Origin of the sequence: Dactylosporangium sp. NPDC005572, assembly GCF_040605515.1 — a bacterium.
Lineage (GTDB): Bacteria > Actinomycetota > Actinomycetes > Mycobacteriales > Micromonosporaceae > Dactylosporangium.
Genome location: NZ_JBEXCY010000026.1, coordinates 42,128 through 65,682 on the forward strand (window position 1 = coordinate 42,128; position 23,555 = coordinate 65,682).

The window sequence follows — 23,555 nt, forward strand, 5'->3', positions numbered from 1 at the left end:
AGAACAGCCATGACCCGTTCCGCAGCAGCACCGGCCGCCACCGCGCGCTATGCGGTCGCCCCCGGGGCACTGCCACTGCTCGGACACGCGCTGCCGCTCGCCAAGCGCCCGCAGCAGTTCCTCACGCAACTGCCGCGCTACGGCGACCTCGTCGAGGTACGGCTCGGCCTGCGTCGCGCCGTCATGGTCTGCGACCCGGGCCTGATCCGCCAGGTCCTGCTCGACGCGCGGCTCTACGACAAGGGCGGTCCCCTGTTCGACAAGGCCGAGGAGCTGGTCGGCGCGGGCCTGTTCGCCGCCACGTGGCAGCCGCACCGCCGGCAGCGCCGCATGATGCAACCCGGGTTCCACCGCTCCCGGATGCCGGGGTACGCCACGATCATGGGCGAGGAGATCGAGGCGCAGCTGGCGTCGTGGACCCCGGGCGAGCGGCGGGACGTGCGGCACGAGATGCACGTCGTCACGCTGCGGATCGCGGCCCGGACCATGTTCAGCAACCCGATCAGCTCCCACGCCTCGGACGAGGTCCAGGAGTGCATGCCGATCATCAACCGCGGCGTGTACAAGCGGATGGTCGCACCGACCTCGCTGCTGGAGAAGCTGCCCACCCGGGAGAACCGCGAGTTCGCGCTCGCCCACGAGCGGATGCGCAAGGTCGTCGACGAGACCGTCGTGCAGTACCGCGCGGCCGGCATCGACCACGGCGACCTCATGTCCATCCTGATCAACGCGGTCGACGACGAGACCGGCGAGGGCCTGTCCGAGTACGAGATCCACCAGCAGGTGATGACGCTGCTGGCCGGCGGCATGGAGACCACGGCCAACGCGATCTGCTCGACGCTGCACATGATCAGCGGGCACCCGGACGTCGAGCGGCGCCTGCAGGAGGAGCTGGACGCGGTGCTGGCCGGCCGGTCGCCGACGTTCGAGGACATCCCGCGCCTGCCGTACCTGTCCCGCGTGGTGTACGAGACGTTGCGGGTCCGGCCGCCGGTGTGGCTGCTCACCCGGCTGACCACGGCCGACGCCGAGCTCGGCGGCCACCGGCTGCCGAAGGGCACGATCGTGCTGCTCAGCCCCTACCTGCTGCACCACAACGAGGAGCTGTTCACCGATTCGGAGCGGTTCGACCCCGACCGGTGGCTGCCCGAACGGGCCGACGATGTGACCGAGGCCGCGATGCAGCCGTTCATCATGGGCAACCGCAAGTGCATCGGCGACAAGTTCGCCCTCACCGAGGCAACGCTGCTGATCGCGACGATCATCTCCCGGTGGTCGCTGCGCATGGTGCCCGGAGCGCGGATCGAGAACCTGCCCGAGGCGACCCTCGGACCGGGCCCGATGCCGATGCGCCTCGCCCGTCGCGCACCGGCCCCGGCTCCGGCCGCCGATGCCCCGGCCTCGCACGGTGCCACCGGCTGTCCGTTCCACGTCGGAGACGCATGAGCGCCGCGACGCCGCTGGCGCCGCACGCGCTGCCGCTGCTGGGCCACGCTCCGCTGCTGTGGCGGCGCCCGCTCACGCTGCTGCGCGAACTCAACGACGGCCCCGAACTGGTCCGGCTGCGTCTCGGCCCGGTCGAGGCCTACCTGGCCCGCGCGGACGCGGTGACCGAGGTGCTCAACGACCCGCGGACCTTCGACAAGGGCGGGCCGTTGTTCGACAAGGCCCGGCTGCTCGTCGGCGACGGCCTGGTCAGCTCGGACTTCGCCACCCACCGGCGGCAGCGGCGGCTCGTCCAGCCGGCGTTCACCACGTCCCGCCTGGGCGGATACGCCGCGCTGATGAGCGAGCAGATCGAGGCGGAGCTGGCGACCTGGCGGCCCGGCCAGACCTTCGACCTCGCCCGCGCCATGCACACCCTCACCCTGCGCGTCGCGGCCCGGACAATGTTCGGCGCGCAGCTCGACGAGCGGGCGATCGCGGACGTCGTGGCGGCCATGCCGATGATCATGCGGGGCGTGTACCAGCGGATGATCGTGCCCGCCGAGTGGGTGCACCGGCTGCCACTGCCCGGCAACCGGCAGTTCGAACAGGCCCGCGCCACCATGCACCGGGTCATCCGGCAGACCGTCGAGGCGTACCGCCGCTCCGGCGTCGACCACGGCGATGTGCTGTCCATCCTGGTCCGCGCCGACACCGACGCGCCGCTGCGCGACGAGGAGATCCACGACCAGGTCATGACGCTGCTCATCGGCGGCACCGAACCGCCCGGCGACGCGCTGACCTGGGTGTTCCATCTGCTGGCCGGCCACCCCGACACCGAGCGCGCCGTGCACGCCGAGGTCGACGCGGTGCTCGGCGGAGCTCCCGCGGGCCTGTCCCACCTCCCGGCGCTGGAGGAGGTGCGGCGCGTCGTCCTGGAGGCGCTGCGGCTCTACCCGCCCGCCTGGCTGTTGTCGCGGGCGGCGACCCGCGACACCGTGCTCGCCGGCCGCCCGGTGCCCCGGGGCGCGATTGTGCTGTTCAGCCCGTACCAGGGACACCACGACCCGCGCGTGTTCCCCGACCCGGAGCGCTTCGACCCGGACCGGTGGCGCTCGCCGTCGCCTGCGGCACGGTCGGCGTTCCTGCCGTTCGGCGCCGGCAACCGCAAATGCGTCGGCGACGAGGTCGCGCTCACCGAGCTCGCGGTGACGGTCGCGAGCGTCGCGTCGCGGTTCCGGCTGCGCCCGGCACCCGGGTCTGTCGTCCGGCCGCAGCCGCGCGCGTCGCTGAGCGCCGGTCGCGTGCTGATGGTCGCCGAGTCGCGGACCGCCGTCCGCCGACCGGCGGCGCCCCGCCCCGCCCACCCGGTGGTGGCGCCTTGACGCAGGTGGAGGCGCCGCGCGCGGCGGGGACGGAGGTCGACCGGCTGATGGGCACCGAGGTGGCGGCGGCGCTCACCCGACACGTCGACCCGGCCGCGGTGCGCACCGACCTCGCCGCGTGTCTGGACGCCATCGCGACGCGGGTGTGCGCGAGCCCGTCGGTGATCCCACCCGAGCTGACCGGCGTGCTCGCCGGCGGCAAGCGGCTGCGGCCGCTGCTCGTCCTCGCCGTGGTGCACAGCGCCGGCCGCGCCTCGCCGGCCGCGCGCCGCCGCGCGGTGGGCGCCGCGACCGCCGTGGAGCTGCTGCACGTCGCGAGCCTCGTCCACGACGACATCATGGACGGTGCGGCGGTGCGGCACCACGCCGCCACCATCAACGCCCGCGCCGGCAATGGGCGGGCGCTGCTCGCCGGGGACCTGCTGATCGGCCACGCGCACGCGGCCGCGGCGGAGGTCGGCGCGGCCGCCGCAGGCATCATCGGCTCGACGCTGGTGCGGCTGTGCGAGGGTCAGGCCGAGGAGACGTCGGCCCGCTACGACGTCGGGCGCACCGAACGTTCGTACCGCCGCGCGATCGCCGGCAAGACCGGATCGCTGTTCGACGCGTCCTGCCGGCTGGGCGCGATCGCCGCCGGACGGGACGCCGCGACAGCCGACGCGCTGGGACGGTTCGGCATGCGCCTGGGCATCGCCTTCCAGCTCGCGGACGACCTGCTGGACGCCGAACCCGCGCGGGTGCTCGACAAGCCGGTCGGGCAGGACCTGGCCGCGGGCGTGTACACCTACCCCACGCTCTGGGCGATGCGCCGCGACCCGCAGCTGCGGGGCCTGCTGTCCCGGCTGGACGGGCGGGCCGGTACCGACCGGGCTCGTCTTCTCGACGAGGCCGCTCTTCGCATTCGCTGCGGCGGAGCCCTGGTGGTGACGCGCCAGGTGATCGAGCGGCAGCTGACGCGGAGCCTGCGCTCACTCGGCGCGCTCGGTGGCGCGGGTGTCGCGCTGCTCGAGGACGTGGCGCGTGCCGTCGGTGCGCCGCGCGGACCGGATTCATCCGCCGCGGGGGTACCGCTGTGATCGAGGGCTCACATACCGCCCGGCACACGGCCGCAGCGGTGATGGCTCGGTCGTCAAAACCGGCACAGATCGGTCTCATCCGGCACCAAACGCACCACCACACCACCGTCTTGACCTGCCGGCGGGACGTCGCTCGCACCGGCCTCGCGGTCGCCATCGGGACACTGGTTCCGGTTTCACCGGCCAATCGATGGTGTTGGTGGAACGATGGAGGGCGTGGGAACCGCGAAATCTACTATGCCTGCTATCTCGCCACTTGCCGGCGAGCCGATTGAGCGTGCCGATGCCGAGCGGCTCGCGGGAGTGCTGAAGGCGATCGCCGACCCGGCCCGGCTGCGACTGCTCAGTCTGATCCAGTCCGCTCCGGAGGGCGAGGCGTCCGTGAGTGACCTCACCGCGCCGCTCGGCCTCTCCCAGCCGACCGTGAGCCATCACCTTCGTATCCTCACCGAGGCCGGCCTGCTCGAACGCGAGAAGCGCGGCGTCTGGGCGTACTACCGCCTGGTGCCGTCCACGATCGCGACGATCGCCGACCTGTTGACCCCGCCCCGCAAACGGGCGACGAAGCGGGCCCGCTGAGCAGCGCTGTCCCCCGCGCGGGGAGCACACGGCGCCGCTGAACGACGGCACGCAGGTGCCGGGACCATCCCCGCGTGCGCGGGGGTGGTCCGAACCTGCCGGACGGCGAAGACGGAGGACGTGGTACCTCGGCAGCCTCGCCGCGATCCTGGCGTTTCGCGTCGGGTTGCCGATCTGGCGCTCGGCCTACCACCGGCTGCGGGTCGCGTCCGTCGACGTCGAGACGACCGGCGTGGTGTCGGTCCACGTCACCGGCCGTCACCTGGATCGGATGCGGACCCGGTCCGGGCAGTTCTTCATCTGGCGGTTCCGCGACGGTCCCGGCTGGACCCGTGGCAACCCGTACACCGTCTCCGCCGCCCCGGCCGACGACCGGCTCCGGGTGACCGTCCAAGCGGTCGGCGACGGCAGTGCGCGGGCCGCCCGGCTGCGGCCGGGCACCCCCGTGTTCGTCGAGGGCCCGTACGGCACGATGACCGCGCAGCGGCGCCGGCACCCGCACGCGCTGTTCGTCGCCGCCGGCGTGGGGATCATCCCGATCCGGGCGCTGCTGGAGGACATGCCGTTCGCGCCGGGTGAGGCGACGCTCATCTACCGGTACTCCGACCGGCAGCACGCGATCTTCGTTCCGGAGCTCGACGACCCGGCCGGCCGTCGGGGCATCGTCGTGCACCACCTGCCCGGCCCCCGCCGCATCGACGGCAGCTGGCAGGCCGCGGGTGTCGGCTCGGACGTCGACGACGCCGAAGCGCTCCTTCGGCTGGTACCACAGATCACCGCGACCGACGTGTTCGTCTGCGGACCGCCACGGTTCATCACCGCGGTCAAGGCCGCGGCCCGCCGGGCCGGAGCCGACCGTGCGGACCTGAACTCCGAAGACTTCGCGTGATAGCGGGGAAACCGACCGGCGGCGCCTCCCGCCGCCCCAGGGCGGCAAGCCCGCTGAGCGAAAATAGCCGGAGGAGGTGTTCGTGGCCCGTCGCAGTCCACAGGTCCTCGTCGTCGACGACGACCGCGGGGTGCGCGCCGCCCTGGCCCGGGGCCTGCACCTGGAAGGGTTCGACGTGCACGAGGCCGCCGACGGTCCGGCGGCCCTGGCCCGGATCACCGCCGAACCGCCCGCTGTGGTCGCGCTCGACGTGGTCATGCCCGGCATGAGCGGCGTGCAGGTCGTCCGCACGCTGCGGGAGCAGGGCCGCACCCTGCCGGTGTGCATGCTGTCCGCCCGCGACGAGGTCGACGACCGGGTGGCGGGGTTGGCCGCCGGCGCCGACGACTACGTCGTGAAGCCGTTCTCCATCGGTGAGCTCGCCGCGCGGCTGCACGCGCTGGTCCGGCTGCACGCCAGCAGTGACCGGCGGCCGGTGACCGTCGCCGGCCTGGTCATCGAGCCGGCCCGGCGGATCGTCACCCGCGGCGGCGGCGACCTGGAGCTGACCTCCCGCGAGTTCGATCTGCTGCTCGCGCTCGCCCGGCACAGCGGGCAGGTCCTGAGCCGCAACCAGCTCCTCGAGCTGGTCTGGGGCTACACCTGGGACGTCGACAGCAACGTCGTGGATGTCTTCATCGGGTACCTGCGCAAGAAGCTCGAGGCCGGCGGGACCGCCCGCATCCTGCACACCGTCCGCGGCGTCGGGTTCGTGCTGCGACCATGAGCCGGCCCGAGCGACCCGGCCCGCGACGGTGGGCCGCCCGGCTGGTCCCGCGCACCGTCCAGTCGCAGGTCGCCGCCGGCGTGGCCGGACTGGTCATGCTCGTCGTCGGCCTGGCCGGGCTGACCATCGCGCTGCGGATCGACCACCGCGACCGCGCCGACGTCGACCGGCAGCTCACCGCCCGCGCCGCGAAGGTGCAGCAGGATGCCGGCAAGCTCCTCGCCGACGGTGAGACGCACACCGCCGACGACTACGGCGGGCTGCTGGCCGGCAGTCAGTCACTGGTGCGGCTCATCGCCGGCGGCCGGGTGGTCGCCGCCCGCGGCGACCAGCCACCGGCGGCGATCCCGGTGCCGACCCGCGACGGGTTCTCGACGATCGACGTCGACGGGGAGCCCTGGCGTTCCCTGGTCCGGCCGCTCGCCGACGGCAGTGGCGCCCGGCTGCAGGTCCTGCAGAGCCTCGAACCGGTCGAGGAGCGCCTCGCCGACGGCCAGCGGATCGTCGTCGCGGTCGCCGTCGCCGCCAGCCTCGCCGCCGCCGGCGGGGTGTGGGCGATCACCGGCGTCGTCCTCGCCCCGCTGCGCCGGCTGCGCAGCGGCGCCCTGCGGATCCGCCCGACCGACCTCGAACAGCGCCTGCCGGTCGCAACCCGGCCGCAGGAGGTCGCCGACCTGTCCGCCACCCTGAACCGCATGCTGGAACGGTTGCGGGCCAGCATGCTGGCCACCCGCCGGTTCACCGCCGACGCCGGCCACGAGCTGCGCACCCCGCTCACCAGCCTCGGCATCGACCTCGAAACCCTGCTGCGCAACCCCGACCTGCCGGCCGCCCGCCGGCAGGAGATCCTCGCCGCGATGACCGCCGAGCACCACCGGATGACCTCCCTGCTCGACGGGCTGCAGACCCTCGCCCGCGGCGACGCCGAGGCCCTGCCCGCCCGCGAAGGCATCGACCTCACCGAACTGCTCGCCGCCGCCGTCGATCGCGCTCGCCGTAAACACCCCACCGTCCGCTACGACCACGCCACCACTCCCCCGGTCGGTGTCGACGGCTGGCGGGCCGGGCTCACCCTCGCCGTGGACAACCTGCTCGACAACGCCGCCCTGCACGGCCGGGCCGACGGCACCGTCGAGGTCCGGATCACCACCACCGAGACCGAGGTGCGGATCGCTGTCGCCGACGACGGACCCGGCATCCCCGCCGACGAGTACGAGTCGATGAAACGCCGCTTCACCCGGGGCCGGCAGCCGCGCAGCGACGGCTCCGGCCTCGGCCTGGCCCTCGTCGACCAGCAGGCCCACCTGCACGGCGGCAGCCTCCGCCTCGGCCCGGCCGCCTCCGGAGGGCTGGAGGCCACCCTTGTCCTGCCAACGCTCCCGCCCCGCCCACATCGACAGCCAGGCCGGAAGTCTTGACGCGGGCACAGAAACGCCGTCGAGCATGGTGCTGACAACAGCACCGGCAAGCCGGGCGAACGCAAGTGGCCCCGAGCAGGGACAGCGTCCGGCCGGTCGTCCCGGGCGCGGGAGTGAACGTTTGCCCGGGAACGGGGCGGGAAGACCATGCCTGACGGCATGGATCCGTTGCGCCAGGACAGGAGTCAGCCATGAGCCAGTCGGCGAGCAACCAGGCCGCGTATGAACAGGACGCATTTGAGAAGGGCGGGAACCGCGAGGCGGCGGCGACGCGACGGGCCTGGCAGGAGGCCGCGGACCGCGATCCCGACGACTTCGACCCGTACGAGTTCGGCCCGGACGGCGAGAACGCCCACGAGAAGAACCCGGCCACCGGGACCGAATACGGCGAGATCAACAGCGCTGCCCGGAGCGTCGTCGGAACCAGGGGTGGTGCCAAGGGGTGAGCGGCCGGACCCGGCCACAAAGGTGAGTCTCTCTTGAAGGTGGGCCGTGGCCGTGGGGGCTTTTTGGGATGCGCTGGTAGCCAACATTGGTCGGCTGACGTTGGCCGAGTGGATTCAGATCATCGCGGCCATCGGTGCGGTCGCCGCAGCGGTTGCCGCCGCCTCGGCCGCCCGCGCGGGGCGTGGCGCGGCCCGGACCGCGGCCAAGCAGTTGCCGGAGTTGCAGAAGCAGGTCGAGATCAATGCGGCGCAGGCGAAAGCCGCCGACGAGCAGGTCGGCCTCGCTCAAGAAATGCTGAAGGCCGCCACGGTGGCGGTCCGGGAAGCGGCACGCGCCCGGACGGACGAGCGGGCTCCCCTCGTCGTCGCGCTGCTGGAGGCGCCGCAATGGCCCCCGCTGGTCGATCCGACGCGTGATCGGATGCCCTATGGGAGCGAACTGCGACTGCTTGACGATCGTGCCGTGGCGCAGGCCGAAGCGGCCTCGCCGGCGCGGCTCTTCAAACGAAACGGCGAGCGGAACCAGCTCCTGTGGTTTCAGACCCGGGGTGTGCTGATCAACGAGGGCGCGACCACCGCACGGGTACGACTCGATGAGGAGGCCCAGTTCGTGGAGGCGACCGCCGCGAGGAGAGAGCGCCTCCTGCGACCGGGAGAGGTGGCCCGGTTCGAATGGGGGGCGGGTCACACGATCGCGGAGTGGGCGGACGCCCGGGAGAAACCCGACCCGCCCAACCCGCTCGGCGCCTGCTTCCTGACGATCACCGTGTTCGACTCGTTCGAGCACGGCATTTTCGACCACATTCACGTCGTCATGAGCGGCCGGCCGATCGTCCCGGTCGACGCCGCTTTCGACGAAGTGCGGCTCGCTTCCCTGGAGTCCGAGGCGGAGATGGGCGTCACGGTCTTCCCCACCCGGCGCACGCACCGCTCCGACGGTTCGCGAAGGGAGCCTCTCCCCTGGGACGGCACGTACGCGCCGTGGTGGCGGCAGAACGGACGGCGCACCGCGGAGCGGGCGTAGGTGGCATCAGCCGATCGAGCCTGTCGTTCCGCGCCGCCGAGGCGGTAGGTTGGCGCCGGACGTCCGTGCCGACGGTCACGTAGGGAGCACGCCGTGGCGGTGCCGAGTTCCGACCAAGCCCTCACCGTGCTCGGCCGGCTGCTCGGGCCGGACCCGGTGGCCTACACCGAACTGCTCCGCGCGGGTGGGCAGATCCCGGGGTACCTCCCGGAGGGATTCGGCCAGGTCGACCCCCAGCACGAGGGCACGCAGTGGTTGTGGACCGATCCGCCGCCGATGGACGTCGGCGGGTACGGGAACCCGGAGCGGTTCGCGCTGCCGGGGGCCGGGCGGACCGTCTGGCTCCCGCCGGACAAGGTGCTGCCGGAGGACTCCGGGTGTACCGACGATGAGCGCGGCGCGTACCGGCGGCGCAGCGTCGACCTCGCGATGCGGGGCGGCACCACGTCCGGCGTCGTGTACCCGCTGGCCGTGTGCGAGATCGCCCGCCAGTACCGGGTCCGCAACGTCGGCGGCGCATCGGCCGGGGCGATCGCGGCGGCAGCGACCGCGGCCGCCGAGCTCGGGCGCAGCGGGCGGATGCTGGAGCCGGGGCGGGTCGCCGACGCGCGGTACGCCGAGCTGTCGGACGCGGATCGGCAGGCCGGGCATGTGCGGTCCGGGTTCGCCGGTCTGTCGGACCTGATCGCGTGGCTCAGCCAGGTCGACCGCAAGGACGGCGACCGGTACCGGCTGGCGCAGCTGTTCCGGGCCGGGCCAGAGGTGCGGGACCGGCGGGTGTTCGCGGTCGTCGTGGCCGTGATGCGGCAGCGGCTGTGGGCCGTGCCGGTCACCGCGCTGCTCGCGTTCGGCTGGAGGTCGAAGCTGGCGCTCGCCCTGCTCACCGTGGCCGGAGTACTGCTCACCGGGTGGGTCGGCACGCACCTGGCCTGGCCTTCGCCGCAGCGCCCGGCGTCGTTCTGGTGGGGCGCGCCCGACCTGCTCCTCGCCTTCGTCCTCGCGACCGCGCTGCTGACCGCGGCGCCGCGCCTGCGCCCCAAGGCGGGCGACCCGGCCGGCCTGCCGCCGTGGGTCGACAGGCTGCGGAAGGTCTCCAGCCGGTACCAGCGGCCCGGCACCCGCGCGGGCATGCTCGCGCCGCTCGCGGCCGTGCTGGTCGTGGCCGCGCTCATGGTGGCGGCCGCGGTCGGCTGGTGGAACTGGGTCGCGGGGCTGCTCGTCGGCATCGTGCTGAGCACCGCGATGGCCGCCGTGGTGGTCGCGGCGATTCTCACGTACCTCGGCAAGCAGCACGACTACGGCTACGGCCTCCTCGCCGGGGCGCCGGAGGCCGGGAAGGTGCGGCGCACGCTCGCCGAGTTCCTGGCCGGCGCGGCCGAACCGGACGTCACGCGCGGCCTCGTGCACTGGCTCGGCGACTGCTTCAGCGAGCTGGCCGGCCTGGAGCGCGGCACGGTGCTGCGGTTCGGCCACCTGTGGCACGGTCCGCGATGGGCGCCCGGCGGACCGCAGCGCGACGTCGAGCCGCGTTCCCGCCTCGTGAACCTGCAGCTCGTCACGACCGACCTGACCCGCCAGCGGCCCTACGTGTTGCCGCTCGACGCCGACGCCGAGCCGCTGTACTTCGACCCGGCGGACCTCAAGGGCGTGTTCGCCGAGCCGGTCGTCGCGGCCATGTGCGAGACCGGGCAGGTCACGGTCGGCGGCCTGACCCTGCACCGGCTGCCGGACCCGTGGGACCTGCCGGTGGTGGTCGCCGTGCGGCTCAGCATGGCGCTGCCCGGTCTGTTCAAGGCGGTCCGGCTGTACCGGCTCAACGGCCCCACCACGATCCGCGACGACCTCGGCCGGGGCGTGACGGAGTCCGGCCGCGTGTTGCGGTGGCCGCCGGACGACGAGGTTCGCGCCGAGGAGCTGTGGTTCTCCGACGGTGGCATCACGTCGAACTTCCCGGTCCACCTCTTCGACACGCTCCTGCCGGCGTGGCCGACGTTCGGCCTGAACCTCGGCGAGCACCCGGCGGCGTTCCCGCACCAGGACGTCTGGCTGCCGCAGGACTGGCAGGCCGGCCGCGCGCCGTCGAGCACGGTTCCGGGGTCCCTGTTCGGCTTCGTCATGACCATCCTGGACACGGCGCGGAACTGGCGTGACACGATGCAGACGGGGATGCCGGGGTACCGCGGGCGCGTCGCCTGGGTCCGGCAGCGGCCCGACGAGGGCGGCGAGAACCTGTTCATGCCCCGCGAGATCATCGCGTCGATGGCCCTGCGCGGTGCCCTGGCCGGCGCCCGGCTGAGCCGCCGCTTCGCGAACTCCGCCCAGTGGACCCGGTACCGCTGGCTGCGCCTGCGGATCGGCCTGGACAACGCCCAGCAACTGCGCCACGCGGTACACGGGAACGCCCCCGCCTACAGCGACCTGCTGGCCTCGCCCGAGCGCCTGCCCGGCCCCGACGACACCTACCCGTACGACCCGTGGTCGGCCGGCATCGAGTGGTACGAGCCGGCGGACCGGGAGGCGTTCTGGCGGGCGGCCACGGGCATGCTCGGCGACGTGGCCAGGGACCCGGCGCCGACGGCGATCCTGGCCGAGGGTGGTCCCCGGCCGCACCCGAACCTGTCCCAGATCCCGCCCATGTAGGCGACGAAGCTCCCTCTCCCCGGGTCCCGCTGCGGGACCCACTCCAGCGTCACGGTTGCCGACTTCGCGCTGCAGCAGCAGCCGGGTGCGGTCATGTCGCCGTGCCCTGCGCCTGACGCACTGCGCGGCACCGCGGACCCGACGGTGCAGCGAACGTAGTGATGATGGCCGAAGTGACGAATTTCGTCACTTCCAAGCTTCAATATGACGAGTTCGTAAGATCTATGGACAGGAAAGTGGCGTGGCTCGTAGAGTCGGGCATCTTCCAATGATCCCTGGAGATCTGATCCTGGAGATGACGTTGAACGCTGCCGCTCAGGAAAGCCCCGCCCTTTCCGCGACCGAACTGCACGCCGCGGCCACCGTCGTGGACGGAAGCACGGTCATCGAGCTCTCCGACGCGCACCTCGACCGCATCCGCCGCGGTGGCGTCACCGCCGTCAACCACACCGTGACCTCGCCGTACGCGGACACCGCCACCGCGCTGCGGCAGGTGAACCGGTGCCGCCGCTGGATCGACGCGCACGCCGACCGGGTGATGCTCGCCCTGAGCGTCGCCGACGTCGAGCGGGCCAAGGCCGAGGGCAAGGAGGCCGTGATCCTCGGGCCGCAGGACACCGAGATGATCGGGGTGAACCTCGACCTGCTCGGCACCTTCTACGACCTGGGCGTGCGCATCCTGCAGCTGACCTACCAGCGGCAGAACCTGCTCGGCGCCGGCTGTGGGGAGGACACCGACCCGGGCCTCACGCACAAGGGCCGCATCTTCGTCGCGGCGATGAACGAGCTCGGCATCGCCGTGGACGTCTCGCACTGCGGCGAGCGCACCGGGCTCGACGCCATGGAGGCGTCGGCGACGCCGGTCGTCGTCACGCACTCGTTCTGCGACGCGAAGTCGCCGCACATCCGGGCGAAGTCCGACGCGTTCCTGCGCCGGCTCGCCGACCAGGGCGGGGTCATCGGCATCACCACCCTGTCGGGGTTCCTGTACTACCCGGACGAGCCGTCCCGGCGTCCGGACCTGGCCCGCTTCGTGGAGCACCTCAGCCACGTCGTGGAGGTCGCCGGCGTCGACCACGTCGCCGTCGCCACCGACTACGACGAGACGCTCACCGAGGCGATGCGGGCCGAGCAGCTCAAGGACAAGGAGTTCAAGAGCCTGCTCGGCGACTGGAAGTGGGAGGAGCGGCGGGCGATCGGCATGGACGACGCCGGCGAGTTCCCCAACTTCACCGAGGCGCTCCTGGCCGGAGGGTTCTCTCCGGCTGACGTGACGAAGGTCCTCGGCGGCAACTGGCTGCGGGTGTTTGGGGAGGCGTGGAACCCGGCCGGCCGGTAGGCGCGAGTTGAGAGATCAGCCAAGGAGACCCATGGGAACGCGATTCATGACCAGAGTGCTCGCGGGGGGCATCGTCGCGGCGCTCGCGGCCGGTTGCTCCGGAGGCGAGCCGCCGAACAGCGACAGCGGTACCAGCACCAATGACGGCCTGACCAAGAACGTCCGGCTGGAGGACGAGTCGCAGCCCGCGGGCACGCCGAAGTCCGGCGGCCGGCTGCGGATCATGATCCGGCTGGACGCCAACGAGCTCGACCCCCACAAGATGTCGGAGACCTCGGCCTTCGTCATCAACGAGCAGATCTACGAGTCGCTGGTGGAGTCCTACCGTGGCGAGATCAAGCCGGCGATCGCCGAGTCGTGGCAGCAGAGCAGCGACGGGCTCACCCTGACGTTCAAGCTGCGTGACAACGCCTACTTCCACAGCGGCCGCAAGGTGACGTCGGCCGACGTGAAGTACTCGATCGAGCGGATCAAGAACCCGGCGACCCGGGCACCGCGGGCCCGCAGCTACGAGAGCATCACCGCGGTCGAGACGCCCGACGAGCGCACCGCGGTCCTCAAGCTCAGCAAGCCCAACGCGGCCATCCTGACCCTGCTGTCCACCGCCGCGTCGTCCGTCGTGGACAAGACGGTGGTCGACGAGAAGGGCGGGCTCAACACCGCCGTCGACGGCGGCAGCGGCCCGTTCAAGATCGCGTCGCGGGTGGCCGGGCAGACCATCAAGCTCGACAAGCACAGCCAGTACTGGCAGGCCGGCGTTCCCTACCTCGACGGGCTGGACTTCACGTTCAACCCCGACGACAACGCCCGCGCCGCCGCGGTGCGCAGCGGCACCGTCGACTTCCTGTGGCGGCCCGCGCCGGAGTTCATCGACGCCCTGAAGAAGGACGAGAAGCTCAAGTGGTACGGCGGGTCCGGCTCGCTCTCGCTGCACCTGCGCCTCAACACGTCCAAGGCTCCCTACGACAACGTGAAGGTGCGTCAGGCGATCTTCTACGCGCTCGACCGGCAGGAGATCCTCAACGTCGCCAACTCCGGCTTCGGCACCGCGCTCAACGCGGGCTACCTGCCGCCGGACCGCTACGGTGCGCTCACCACGCCGGTCTACAGCACGGCGAACATCGACAAGGCCAAGCAGCTGCTCACCGAGGCGGGCCTGCCCAACGGCTTCGAGGCGAAGCTCATGGTCATCGCCACCTCCGCGTTCCAGGTGCGCTCGGCCGAGGTCGAGCAGCAGCAGCTGGCGAAGATCGGCATCAAGGTGACCATCGAGTCGGTCGAGTCCACGATCGCCGACACGAAGACGAAGTCGGGCGAGTTCGACATGTACCAGTCGGGCTTCGGCCTGACCTATGACCCGGACGAGCGGTTCAGCGCGAGCTTCCTCAAGGGCGGCGGCCTGAACTACGGCAACTGGACCGACCCCGAGTACGAGCAGCTGATCGTCCAGGCCCGCTCGGAGCTCGACAAGGACAAGCGGGCGGCGCTCTACCAGCAGGCCGAGAAGATCCTGGCCGAGCGTGGCCCGGTGGCGATGACGTTCCTCAACGCCGACTTCGACGTCGTGCAGAAGGACGTCATGGGCTACAAGGGCGACCCGACCCCGACGTACCGCTTCTACCGCAACATCTGGCTCGACCGATGACGCACCGGAGGGGCGCCCCGGGGGTGGGGCGCCCCTCCGGGCACCCCGCAGCGAAAGGCAACGCCATGGAAGACGTCCCCCTGAGCCATCGCTACATCATCGCCGCCCGGCTCAAGGGCTACCTCAACAAGCACGCCGAGGCCGTCGCCCTGCTCACCGAGGCGCTCGAGCTCGAGCCGGGCGACCCGCGCCTGCTGCGTTTCCGCGGGCACCGGCGGATCTCGGTCCGCGACTACCGGGGCGCCATCGAGGACCTGCGCACCGCCGCGGACCGGCTCGACGAGGTCGAGGACGAGCACGAGATGTACCAGCCCGAGGTGGAGCGGGACGTCGTCAGCCTGATCCTCGGCCGGCCCGACCGGGTGCGCCCGCAGCACCTCACCGAGACGATGGCGGCGGCCGACCCCGGCGCGCTGGCGCGGTACAACACCACCCTGCACACGTCGGTGTGGTACCACCTCGGCGTCGCCCAGTACCTCGACGGCGACCTCGAGGGCTGCCTGCCCAGCTTCCACGCGGCCGAGCGCTCCGCCCGCCACCAGGAGGGGGTCGTCGCATCGCAGGACTGGCAGTACATGGCGCTGCGCCGGCTCGGCCGGGCGGACGAGGCCGAGCGGGTGCTCGACCGGTTCCGGCAGATCGCGGTCGTCGACGAGGACCACCTGGTCGGCTACGAGGGTCGGATGCGCCTGTACACCGGCGAGCTCACCCCCGAGCAGCTGTGGGCGATGTGCGACGGCGACAGCCTCAAGACCGTGACCCAGGGCTACGGACTGGGGAACTGGCACTACTACAACGGCGACGTCACCAAGGCCCGCGAGGTCTTCGACGGCGTCCTCAAGACCGGCGTCACGCACGCCTTCGCCTACCTGGCGGTCACGTCCGAGTACTCCCGCAACCCCGATTTCGCGACGGCGACGAAGGAGCACTGAGCACCATGGCGATCATCCGGGCCGAGATCGGCCACCGCGACCAGGAGACCAAAGAGGCGATCATCGCCGAGCTGACCGACGTCCTGGTCAAGTACGGCTCGCCGCGCGAGAACACCCACGTCCTGCTCTACGAGGTCTCCTACGACAACTGGGCCAAGGGCGGCGTGACCTACAACAACCGGAAGAAGAAGGCCCAGGAGAGCTCGTGACGGGCCCGCACGTACTGCTCACCCCGAACCTCGCCGAGCTGGTCCCGGGGCTGCGGGCCGACTACCCGCAGTGCCGGTTCACGCCGATCCCCGAGGACGAGCCGGTCCGCGACGAGTGGCTCGACGCCGAGATCATCCTGCGCAGTGCCATGAACGAGGACACGTTCGAGGAGCTGCTGAGCAAGTGCGACCGGCTGCGCTGGGTCCAGATCACCGCGGCCGGCTTCGACTGGGTCGGCGGCGAGGTCTGGCAGCGCCGCCTCGACGAGGGCCTGGTGTACACCCGCTCGCCCAACTCCTACAACGTGCCGATCGCCGAGTACGTCATCGGCGCGGTGCTCATGCACGGCCGGGCATTCCCGGCGCTGCGCGAGGCCCAGCAGCGGCACGAGTGGATCCGTCTGGTCGGCAAGGACGTCATCGGCAGCACGATGCTGGTCTTCGGCACCGGCGGGATCGGCTCGGAGGTGGCGTGGCGCGCGAGCGCGCTCGGCGCCACCGTGCTCGGCGTCAACCGCACGGGCACGCAGGTCGACGGCTTCGCGCAGGTCGTGCCGTTCGCCGACCATTTCGCGCTGCTGCCCGAGGCGGATGCGGTCGTACTGGCGATGCCGCTGACGACGGAGAACCGGTACTTCTTCGGGGCGGAGCACTTCGCGGCCATGCGGGCGGGCGCCGTACTGGTGAACGTCGGCCGGGGTGCGCTCGTCGTCGAGGACGCGCTCGTCGACGCCATGCGCGGCGGGCGGATCGGCGGCGCCGTCCTCGACGTGTTCGAGGAGGAGCCGCTGCCGCCGGAGCACCGGCTGTGGGACCTGCCGAACACGACGATCACCCCGCACACCTCGTTCCGGGGATCGGGCAACCTGCAGCGGCTCGGCGCCGACTTCCGCGCCAACCTGGACCGGTACCTGACCGGCGAGCCGCTCGCCGGCACGCATCGCCAACCGGACCTCGGCTACTGACGGTCCCGAGCAGGAACAGGCGGCCCACCCGAAGTCTCCCGGGTGGGCCGCCGCTGTGCGTGGCCGTCTCAGCGCAGCAGGGTGCGGGCAGCGGCGAGGATGTCCGCCTCGCCGAGCAGGACCTGGTCGGCCGCCGGGCCGAGGGGCACGTAGCTGTCGACGCTGTTGACCCGGGCGATCCGGCCGGCGAAGCCGGCGTCGACCAGGGCCGCGACCACCGCCTCGGAGACGCCGCCGCTCGCGCGGGTCTCGTCGACGACGAGAACCCGGGAGACCCCGTCGAGCGCGGCGCGCAGGCCGGCCGCGGGCAGCGGGGCGAGCCACTGCAGGTCCACCACGCGGGTCTGCACACCCTCGCCGGCCAGCACGGCCGCCACCCGCAGGCTCATCGGCACGCCGTTGCCGAACGTGACCACGGCCAGGTCGCCGCCCTCCCGGACGGTGCGCACCGCGCCCAGCGGCGCCTCGGCCCACTCCGGCGGCGCCGCGTAGCCGGCCAGCCAGCCGCCGTCGCCCTCGGCGTGCAGGTCGCGCGTGTGGTACAGGGCGATCGGCTCCAGCAGGACGCACACCCGGCCCTCCTGCTCGGCCAGGGCGAGGCACTGGCGCAGCAGGGCGGGGGCGGTGGCCGGGTGCGACGCGACCGCGAGTGCGAGGCCGGGGATGTCGCGCAGCACCGCGACCGAGTTGTCGTTGTGGAAGTGCCCGCCGAAGCCCTTCTGGTACGCCAGCCCGGCGATCCGCACGACCATGCCGTTCTGGTACTGCCCGGCGGAGAAGAACCGCAGCGACGCGGCCTCGCCGCGCAGCTGGTCCTCGGCGTTGTGCAGGTAGGCGAGGTACTGGATCTCCGGGACGGGCAGGGTGCCGGCCAGGGCGCCGCCGAGCGCCAGCCCGAGGATCGACTGCTCGTCGAGGAGCGTGTCGAAGACCCGGCCGCCGCCGAACGCCTTGCGCAGCCCGCGGGTGACGCCGTAGACGCCGCCCTTGCGGGCCACGTCCTCGCCGAACACCTGGGCGGAGGGCCGGGCCAGCAGCGCGTCGTGCAGGGCCGCGTTGATCGACTGGGCGAGGGTGAGCGGTCCGCGCGCCTCGGGAAGCTTCCCGCCGAAGGCGGCCTCCCGGCCGTCGCCGGCGCGCGCGGCGGCCGCGCTGACGGCCTCCGGGCGGCGGTCGGTCAGCGGCGCGGTCACCGCGGCCGGGTCGGCCAGCCGCTCGACCCGGCCCACCAGCAGCCGCGCCTCGTCCATGACGAGCTTGCGGGCGTCCTCGTAGCGGGCGAGGCACTCGGCCGGGCTCAGGATGCCGCGCCGGGCCAGCGCCGCCGCGGTGGCCAGGACCGGGTCGCGGGCGTAGTCGGCGAGGATCTCCGACCGGCCGCGGTAGGCCAGTTCCGCGTCGGAGCCGGCGTGGCCCATGAACCGCACGGTGCCCAGGTGCAGCACGACCGGCCGGCGCTCGGCGCGGACCCGGCGCGCCGCGGTGGCCGCGACCGCGAGCAGGTGGGCCGGGTCGGTGCCGTCGGCGTGGAGGTACTCGATGCCGGGCAGCGACGACAGTGCCCGCCGCACCCAGCCGTGCGGTGTGCGGGTGCTGATCCCGATGCCGTTGTCCTCGCAGACGAGCAGCAGCGGCATCGGCAGGCCCTGGTGGGCGCTGTAGCCGACGGCGTTGAGCGCGCCTGCGGCGGTGGAGTGGTTCAGCGAGGCGTCGCCGAAGCTGCACACCACGACCGCGTCGTCGGGGTACTGCCGGCGGACGGTGGCCCGGCCCAGGTTGAAGGCCAGGCCCATCGCGCGCGGCAGGTGCGACGCGATCGTCGAGGTCTGCGGGATGATGTTCAGGGCGCGGTGGCCGAAGACCTTGTGCCGGCCGCCGGAGATCGGGTCGTGCCGGGACGCCGCGGCCGAGTGCAGCACGTCGGCGATCGGGGTGGCGCCGGGCACCTGGCCGGCCCGGGCCGCGTAGAACCCGCCGGAGCGGTAGTGCAGCAGCGCCGGGTCGGTCGGGCGCAGCGCCAGCGCGACGGCGGCGTTGCTCTCGTGGCCGCTGGAGCCGATGGTGTAGAACCCCTCCTTCTGGGCCTGCAGCCAGCGCAGCGCCAGGTCCAGGTGGCGGGCCTGGACCTGGGCCTCCCAGTAGTCCAGCAGGACCGTGCGGTCGACCTCGGTGTCGTCGGCGGTGCCGGTGGGCGCTTCGGACGACCATGCGGTGAGCCGGCGGACGACGTGCTCGTCGATGGATTCCACGACGGAGGGCTCCAGTTCAGCGGTTCGTGCGGCCGCGCAGCCGCGGGTCGAGGACGTCGCGCAGGGTGTCGCCGAGCAGGTTGAACCCGAGCACCGCGATCATGATGCAGAGGCCCGGTACCACCGACGGCCAGATCGACAGTTCCATGAAGGCCTTGCCGTTGGACAGCATCGAGCCCCAGGACGGCTGCGGCGGCTGGACACCGAGGCCGAGGTACCCCAGCGACGCCTCGATCAGGATGGCGTAGGCGATGCTCGTGGTGAACTGCACCGCGATCGGCGCGATCGAGTTGGGCAGGACGTACTTGACGATGAGGCGGGCGTTGCTCAGCCCCACCGCCTGCCCGGACTCGACGAACGGCTCACGCCGCACGGACATCGCCGTGCCCCGCACGACGCGGGCGAAGCTGGGGATGAAGACGAGCACCAGGGCGAGGATCAGGTTCTCCGTCCCCGGCCCGCGGGCGGCCACGACGGCGAGGGCCAGCAGCAGGGTCGGGAAGGCGAACATGATGTCGGTGACCGGGGTGATGACCGCGTCGAGGAACCCGCCGTAGAAGCCGGCGAGCAGGCCGAGCAGCACGCCGACGGCGGCGGCGCAGCCGACCACGACCAGGCTGACGGCGAGCGAGGTGCGCGCGCCGTAGAGGGCCCGGCTGAGCAGGTCGCGACCGGCCTCGTCGGCGCCGAGCAGGAAGGTGCCACCGGGCTGGGCCAGGCGCTGGTTGGACATCGCGGTCGGGTCGTAGGGCGCGATGAGCGGTGCCAGCGCCGCGGCCGCGGCGATGAGCAGCACGATGCTCAGGCCGACGGCGCCGACCTTGTCCCGCGTCAGCTGCCGCAGCAGCGCGCCGGCGGTGCGCAGCCGTCCGAGCCGGCGCGCCTGGACCTCCGTGACGGTGTCGACCTCAGTGACCACTGCGCAGCCTCGGATCCAGGTAGGTGTAGACGAGGTCGACCAGGTAGTTGACCAGGACGTAGAAGAAGGCGAGGAAGAGCAGGGTGCCCTGGACGACCGGGTAGTCGCGCTGGCTGATCCCGCGGATGACCATCGTGCCGAGGCCGGGCCAGGCGAAGACCTGCTCGACGATGACGGTGCCGCCGAGCAGTGCGCCGAGCTCGATGCCGAGCACGGTCACGACCGGGATGAGCGAGTTGCGCAGGGCGTGGCGGACCATGATGACCCGCTCGGCCAGTCCCTTGGCGCGGGCGGTGCGCACGTAGTCCTGGTTGAGCACCTCCAGCATGCTGGAGCGGGTCATCCGCATGTTGATCGCGGCGAGGCTGGCGCCCAGGGTGACGGCCGGGAGCACCAGGTACCGCACGTTGTCGAGCAGGCCGCCGCCCTCGCTGGCGCCCTGGGAGGGCAGCCAGCCGAGGGAGACGGAGAAGACGTACACGAGCAGGATGCCCAGCCAGAAGTTGGGCACCGACAGGCCGATGAGCGACACGACCCGGGCGACGGCGTCGAGCGGGCCGTTGCGCCGGGTGGCGCTGAGGATCCCGAGCGGGATCGAGAGCAGGACGGCGACCAGCAGCGCGGAGATGGCCAGCAGCAGCGTGGACGGGAGCCGCTGCAGGATCTCGTCGAGCACCGGCTGGCCGGTGCGCATCGAGGTGCCCAGGTCGCCGCGCAGGAGGTCGCCGAACCAGGTGAAGAACTGTTCGTGCACGGGCATGTCGAGCCCGAAGTACCGGCGCATCTCCGCCTCGACCGCGGGGTCGCCGAAGTCCTGTCCCATGATGGAACTGATCACGTCGCCCGGGATCATCCGGATGACCAGGAACGAGATCACCGAGATCCCGAACAGGACGGGGACGACGGTCAGCGAGCGGATCAGCGTGATGCGCAGCATGGCGGGCTCCCCTGCCGGTCAGTGCTCGTAGCCGGACAGCCCGGGTTCGGCGCCGGCGTCCCAGCCCGGCTCCTCGTCGTCGTCGGTGCCGGCGAGGTCGCGCGCCCACTCGTGCGCCCGCTTGGCGACCCGCAGCACCATCACCGACCGGCTCTCCATCACGCCCTCCAGGTGGCCCAGGCTCTCGGTCCAGAACCGGCGCATGGTGTTGGTGGAGGCGAAGTAGCCGACGGCGATGATGTCGAACTGGCCGGTCACGTGGTAGACGTAGGCCATCTCGGGCATGCCGGCAAGCTTCTCGATGAGCTGCTCGGTGGCGCCGGGGGCGCTCTGGATCTCGAAGATCGTGTGCACCGGGCGGCCCATGAAGGCGGCGCTGGGGATCGCGGAGAACTGCAGCTTGCCCTCGGCGAGCAGCCGGTCGATCCGGCGCCGCACCGACCCTTCGGAGAGGCCGACCTTGGCCGCCAGCGCGACGTTGGTCTGCCTCGGGTCCTGCACGAGCTCCCGGATGATGCTGCGATCCTTCACGATCGAGCTCTTGGATGTCATCGGCTCCAACTCTCAATCGACGTAATTCGTCGCTCGCCGGAGCCTAGACGACGAAGATCGGCTGTGCAACACTCCCGGTTGACGAATGGCGACGTTCGTGCCCGGAGTTTTGGGGAGATTCGATGGTCTTGCTGGAGGTGCGCGAACTGCGCACAGAGTTCCGTGCGGCGCAGGGCTCCGTGACCGCCGTCGACGGCGTCTCGTTCACCGTCGACGCCGGCGAGATGGTCGCGCTCGTCGGCGAGTCCGGCTGCGGCAAGTCGGCGACCGCGCAGTCCATCATGGGCCTGATCGTTCCGCCGGCCGGACAGGTCACCGGCGGGCAGGTGCTCTTCGAGGGGCGCGACCTGCTCCGGCTGCGCCGCCGCGAACTGCGGGCCGTGCGCGGCAAGGGCATCGCGATGATCTTCCAGGACCCGATGACCTCGCTGAACCCGGTGCTCACCATCGGCCGGCAGATCACCGAGACCCTGCGGGCGCACCTCGGCCTGAGCCGCCGGGCCGCCCGGACCCGGGCCGTCGAGCTGCTGGAGATGGTGCGCATCCCGGCCCCGGAGAGCCGGCTCGGCGCCTATCCGCACCAGCTCTCCGGCGGCATGCGGCAGCGCGTCATGATCGCGATGGCACTGTCCTGCAACCCCCGGCTCATCCTCGCCGACGAGATCACCACCGCGCTCGACGTCACGATCCAGGCGCAGATCCTCGACCTGCTGCGGGACCTGGCCCGGGAGACCTCCACCGCCGTCCTGTTCATCACCCACGACCTCGGCGTCGTGGCGGGCATGGCCGAGCGGGTCAACGTCATGTACGCGGGCCAGATCGTCGAGCGGGCCGGGACCGTCGACCTGTTCCACCGCCCGCAGATGCCCTACACCTGGGGCCTGCTCGGCTCGGTGCCGCGCCTGGACCTGGTCCGCGGCGGCCGGCTGCGGCCGATCGCGGGCCGCCCGCCCGAGCTGACCGCGATGCCGCCCGGCTGCCGGTTCGCGCCGCGCTGCGCACACGCCCGCGAGCGCTGCGCGGGCGCCGTGCCCGACCTCGTCCCCACCCACCAGGTGCCGGACCGCGGCCAGCTGCACCGCTGCTGGGGCATGCGCCCGGCGAGCGAGGGCGGCTGGCTGTCCAACGACGACCGGTTCGCCGAGCAGCCCTTGGAGGCGCGATGATCCCGCTGGTCCAGGTGCGCGACCTCGCGGTCGACTTCAAGGTGCCCCGCCGGGGCTCGCTGCTGCCGGCCCGGCTGCGCGCGGTGTCCGGCGTCGACCTCGACATCCGCCGCGGCGAGATCCTCGGCGTGGTCGGCGAGTCGGGCTGCGGCAAGTCCACCACCGGGCGGGCCATCCTCCAGCTGCTGCGGCCCAGCCGGGGCACCGTCACGTTCGACGGCACCGAGCTGACGACGCTGCGCGGCCGCCGGATGCGGGCGATGCGCCGCCGGATGCAGATGATCTTCCAGGACCCCTACGCGTCGCTGAACCCGCGCATGACCATCGGCGAGCTCATCGAGGAGCCACTGCTCGTGCACGCCGACCTCTCCGCCACCGGGCGGCGCGCGAAGGCGCAGGAGACGATGCAGCTGGTCGGGCTCAGCGACCGCTGGCACGACCGCTACCCGCACGAGTTCTCCGGCGGCCAGCGCCAGCGGGTCGGTATCGCGCGGGCGCTGGTCAGCGGGCCCGACTTCGTCGTCGCCGACGAGCCCGTCTCCGCCCTCGACGTCTCCGTCCAGGCACAGATCGTCAACCTCCTCGAACAGCTGCAGGAGGAGCTGGGCCTGACGATGATGTTCATCGCGCACGACCTCGCCGTGGTGCGCCACCTCTGCGACCGGATCGCGGTGATGTACCTCGGCGCCGTGGTCGAGGTGGGCGAGTGCGAGCAGCTGTACCGGTCGCCGCGGCACCCCTACACGAAGGCGCTGCTGTCCGCGGTACCGATCCCGGATCCGCTCGTCGAGACGAAGCGCCGCCGCGTCATCCTCACCGGCGACGTGCCGAGCCCGCTCGACCCACCCAGCGGCTGCCGGTTCCGCACCCGGTGCTGGAAGGCGCAGGAGGTGTGCGCGACGACGGTCCCGGCGCTGACCGACACGGCGGACGGGCACCGCGTCGCCTGCCACTTCCCCGAGCCCGCCGCCGTCGCGGCCGCGGGAGTGTGACC

At 72.3% G+C, this 23,555-nt stretch carries 21 protein-coding genes; 17 read left to right on the forward strand and 4 right to left on the reverse strand.

Going from position 1 to position 23,555, the window contains the following annotated elements:
* Window positions 1-9 precede the first annotated feature (9 nt).
* From ABZS66_RS15965 to ABZS66_RS16035, 15 genes are all read left to right on the forward strand, one after another.
* Window positions 10-1,446 (forward strand): cytochrome P450, encoded by a 1,437-nt coding sequence (locus ABZS66_RS15965; protein WP_354758122.1) that lies wholly within the window; start codon window positions 10-12, stop codon window positions 1,444-1,446.
* A complete protein-coding gene (locus tag ABZS66_RS15970) occupies window positions 1,443-2,810 on the forward strand; it encodes a cytochrome P450 (RefSeq protein WP_354758124.1) in 1,368 nt (455 codons plus the stop codon). The genes ABZS66_RS15965 and ABZS66_RS15970 overlap by 4 nt, the downstream gene beginning before the upstream one ends.
* 5 nt (window positions 2,811-2,815) lie before the next feature.
* On the forward strand, window positions 2,816-3,886 hold the full coding sequence (locus tag ABZS66_RS15975; RefSeq protein ID WP_354758202.1) for a polyprenyl synthetase family protein: 1,071 nt from the start codon (window positions 2,816-2,818) through the stop codon (window positions 3,884-3,886).
* A 207-nt stretch (window positions 3,887-4,093) separates the two neighbouring features.
* On the forward strand, window positions 4,094-4,465 hold the full coding sequence (locus ABZS66_RS15980; RefSeq protein WP_354758126.1) for a metalloregulator ArsR/SmtB family transcription factor: 372 nt from the start codon (window positions 4,094-4,096) through the stop codon (window positions 4,463-4,465).
* Between the two features lie 166 nt (window positions 4,466-4,631).
* The gene (locus tag ABZS66_RS15985) at window positions 4,632-5,354 is read left to right on the forward strand and encodes a hypothetical protein (RefSeq protein ID WP_354758128.1); all 723 of its coding nucleotides are present in this window, start codon (window positions 4,632-4,634) and stop codon (window positions 5,352-5,354) included.
* A gap of 82 nt (window positions 5,355-5,436) precedes the next feature.
* The gene (locus ABZS66_RS15990; protein WP_354758129.1) at window positions 5,437-6,120 is read left to right on the forward strand and encodes a response regulator transcription factor; all 684 of its coding nucleotides are present in this window, start codon (window positions 5,437-5,439) and stop codon (window positions 6,118-6,120) included.
* Window positions 6,117-7,538: a HAMP domain-containing sensor histidine kinase gene (locus ABZS66_RS15995; protein WP_354758131.1), complete on the forward strand. Its 1,422-nt coding sequence runs from the start codon at window positions 6,117-6,119 to the stop codon at window positions 7,536-7,538. The genes ABZS66_RS15990 and ABZS66_RS15995 overlap by 4 nt, the downstream gene beginning before the upstream one ends.
* A gap of 191 nt (window positions 7,539-7,729) precedes the next feature.
* The gene (locus ABZS66_RS16000; RefSeq protein WP_354758133.1) at window positions 7,730-7,984 is read left to right on the forward strand and encodes a hypothetical protein; all 255 of its coding nucleotides are present in this window, start codon (window positions 7,730-7,732) and stop codon (window positions 7,982-7,984) included.
* Window positions 7,985-8,030: 46 nt separating this feature from the next.
* Complete coding sequence (locus ABZS66_RS16005) at window positions 8,031-9,008, forward strand: hypothetical protein (protein ID WP_354758135.1); 978 nt, start codon at window positions 8,031-8,033, stop codon at window positions 9,006-9,008.
* A gap of 93 nt (window positions 9,009-9,101) precedes the next feature.
* On the forward strand, window positions 9,102-11,648 hold the full coding sequence (locus ABZS66_RS16010) for a hypothetical protein (RefSeq protein WP_354758137.1): 2,547 nt from the start codon (window positions 9,102-9,104) through the stop codon (window positions 11,646-11,648).
* Window positions 11,649-11,943: 295 nt separating this feature from the next.
* Entirely contained in the window at window positions 11,944-12,987 is a 1,044-nt protein-coding gene (locus tag ABZS66_RS16015; protein WP_354758139.1) for a membrane dipeptidase, read from the forward strand.
* Between the two features lie 31 nt (window positions 12,988-13,018).
* A complete protein-coding gene (locus ABZS66_RS16020; protein ID WP_354758141.1) occupies window positions 13,019-14,632 on the forward strand; it encodes an ABC transporter substrate-binding protein in 1,614 nt (537 codons plus the stop codon).
* 65 nt (window positions 14,633-14,697) lie between these two features.
* The gene (locus tag ABZS66_RS16025; protein ID WP_354758143.1) at window positions 14,698-15,564 is read left to right on the forward strand and encodes a hypothetical protein; all 867 of its coding nucleotides are present in this window, start codon (window positions 14,698-14,700) and stop codon (window positions 15,562-15,564) included.
* Between the two features lie 5 nt (window positions 15,565-15,569).
* On the forward strand, window positions 15,570-15,773 hold the full coding sequence (locus ABZS66_RS16030) for a tautomerase family protein (protein WP_259866542.1): 204 nt from the start codon (window positions 15,570-15,572) through the stop codon (window positions 15,771-15,773).
* Window positions 15,770-16,738 (forward strand): D-2-hydroxyacid dehydrogenase, encoded by a 969-nt coding sequence (locus ABZS66_RS16035; RefSeq protein ID WP_354758145.1) that lies wholly within the window; start codon window positions 15,770-15,772, stop codon window positions 16,736-16,738. Before ABZS66_RS16030 ends, ABZS66_RS16035 begins: the two co-directional genes overlap by 4 nt.
* A gap of 68 nt (window positions 16,739-16,806) precedes the next feature.
* Here the strand turns inward: ABZS66_RS16035 and ABZS66_RS16040 are convergent, their stop codons facing one another.
* From ABZS66_RS16040 to ABZS66_RS16055, 4 genes are read right to left on the reverse strand one after another with little or no spacing between them, the layout of a single operon-like run.
* A complete protein-coding gene (locus ABZS66_RS16040) occupies window positions 16,807-18,987 on the reverse strand; it encodes a thiamine pyrophosphate-dependent enzyme (protein ID WP_354758146.1) in 2,181 nt (726 codons plus the stop codon).
* Between the two features lie 16 nt (window positions 18,988-19,003).
* Window positions 19,004-19,906, reverse strand: a complete 903-nt coding sequence (locus ABZS66_RS16045) for an ABC transporter permease (protein ID WP_354758148.1) — start codon at window positions 19,904-19,906, stop codon at window positions 19,004-19,006.
* Window positions 19,896-20,843, reverse strand: coding sequence for a nickel ABC transporter permease (gene nikB / locus ABZS66_RS16050; protein WP_354758150.1), 948 nt, complete (start codon window positions 20,841-20,843; stop codon window positions 19,896-19,898). Before nikB ends, ABZS66_RS16045 begins: the two co-directional genes overlap by 11 nt.
* Before the next feature lie 18 nt (window positions 20,844-20,861).
* Complete coding sequence (locus tag ABZS66_RS16055; RefSeq protein WP_354758152.1) at window positions 20,862-21,395, reverse strand: Lrp/AsnC ligand binding domain-containing protein; 534 nt, start codon at window positions 21,393-21,395, stop codon at window positions 20,862-20,864.
* Between the two features lie 122 nt (window positions 21,396-21,517).
* Between ABZS66_RS16055 and ABZS66_RS16060 the strand changes: the two genes are divergently transcribed.
* Window positions 21,518-22,561 carry an ABC transporter ATP-binding protein gene (locus tag ABZS66_RS16060; RefSeq protein WP_354758154.1) on the forward strand — a complete coding sequence of 348 codons (1,044 nt, stop codon included), beginning with the start codon at window positions 21,518-21,520 and terminating at the stop codon, window positions 22,559-22,561.
* Entirely contained in the window at window positions 22,558-23,553 is a 996-nt protein-coding gene (locus ABZS66_RS16065; RefSeq protein WP_354758156.1) for an oligopeptide/dipeptide ABC transporter ATP-binding protein, read from the forward strand. The genes ABZS66_RS16060 and ABZS66_RS16065 overlap by 4 nt, the downstream gene beginning before the upstream one ends.
* The last annotated feature ends 2 nt before the right edge of the window (window positions 23,554-23,555 follow it).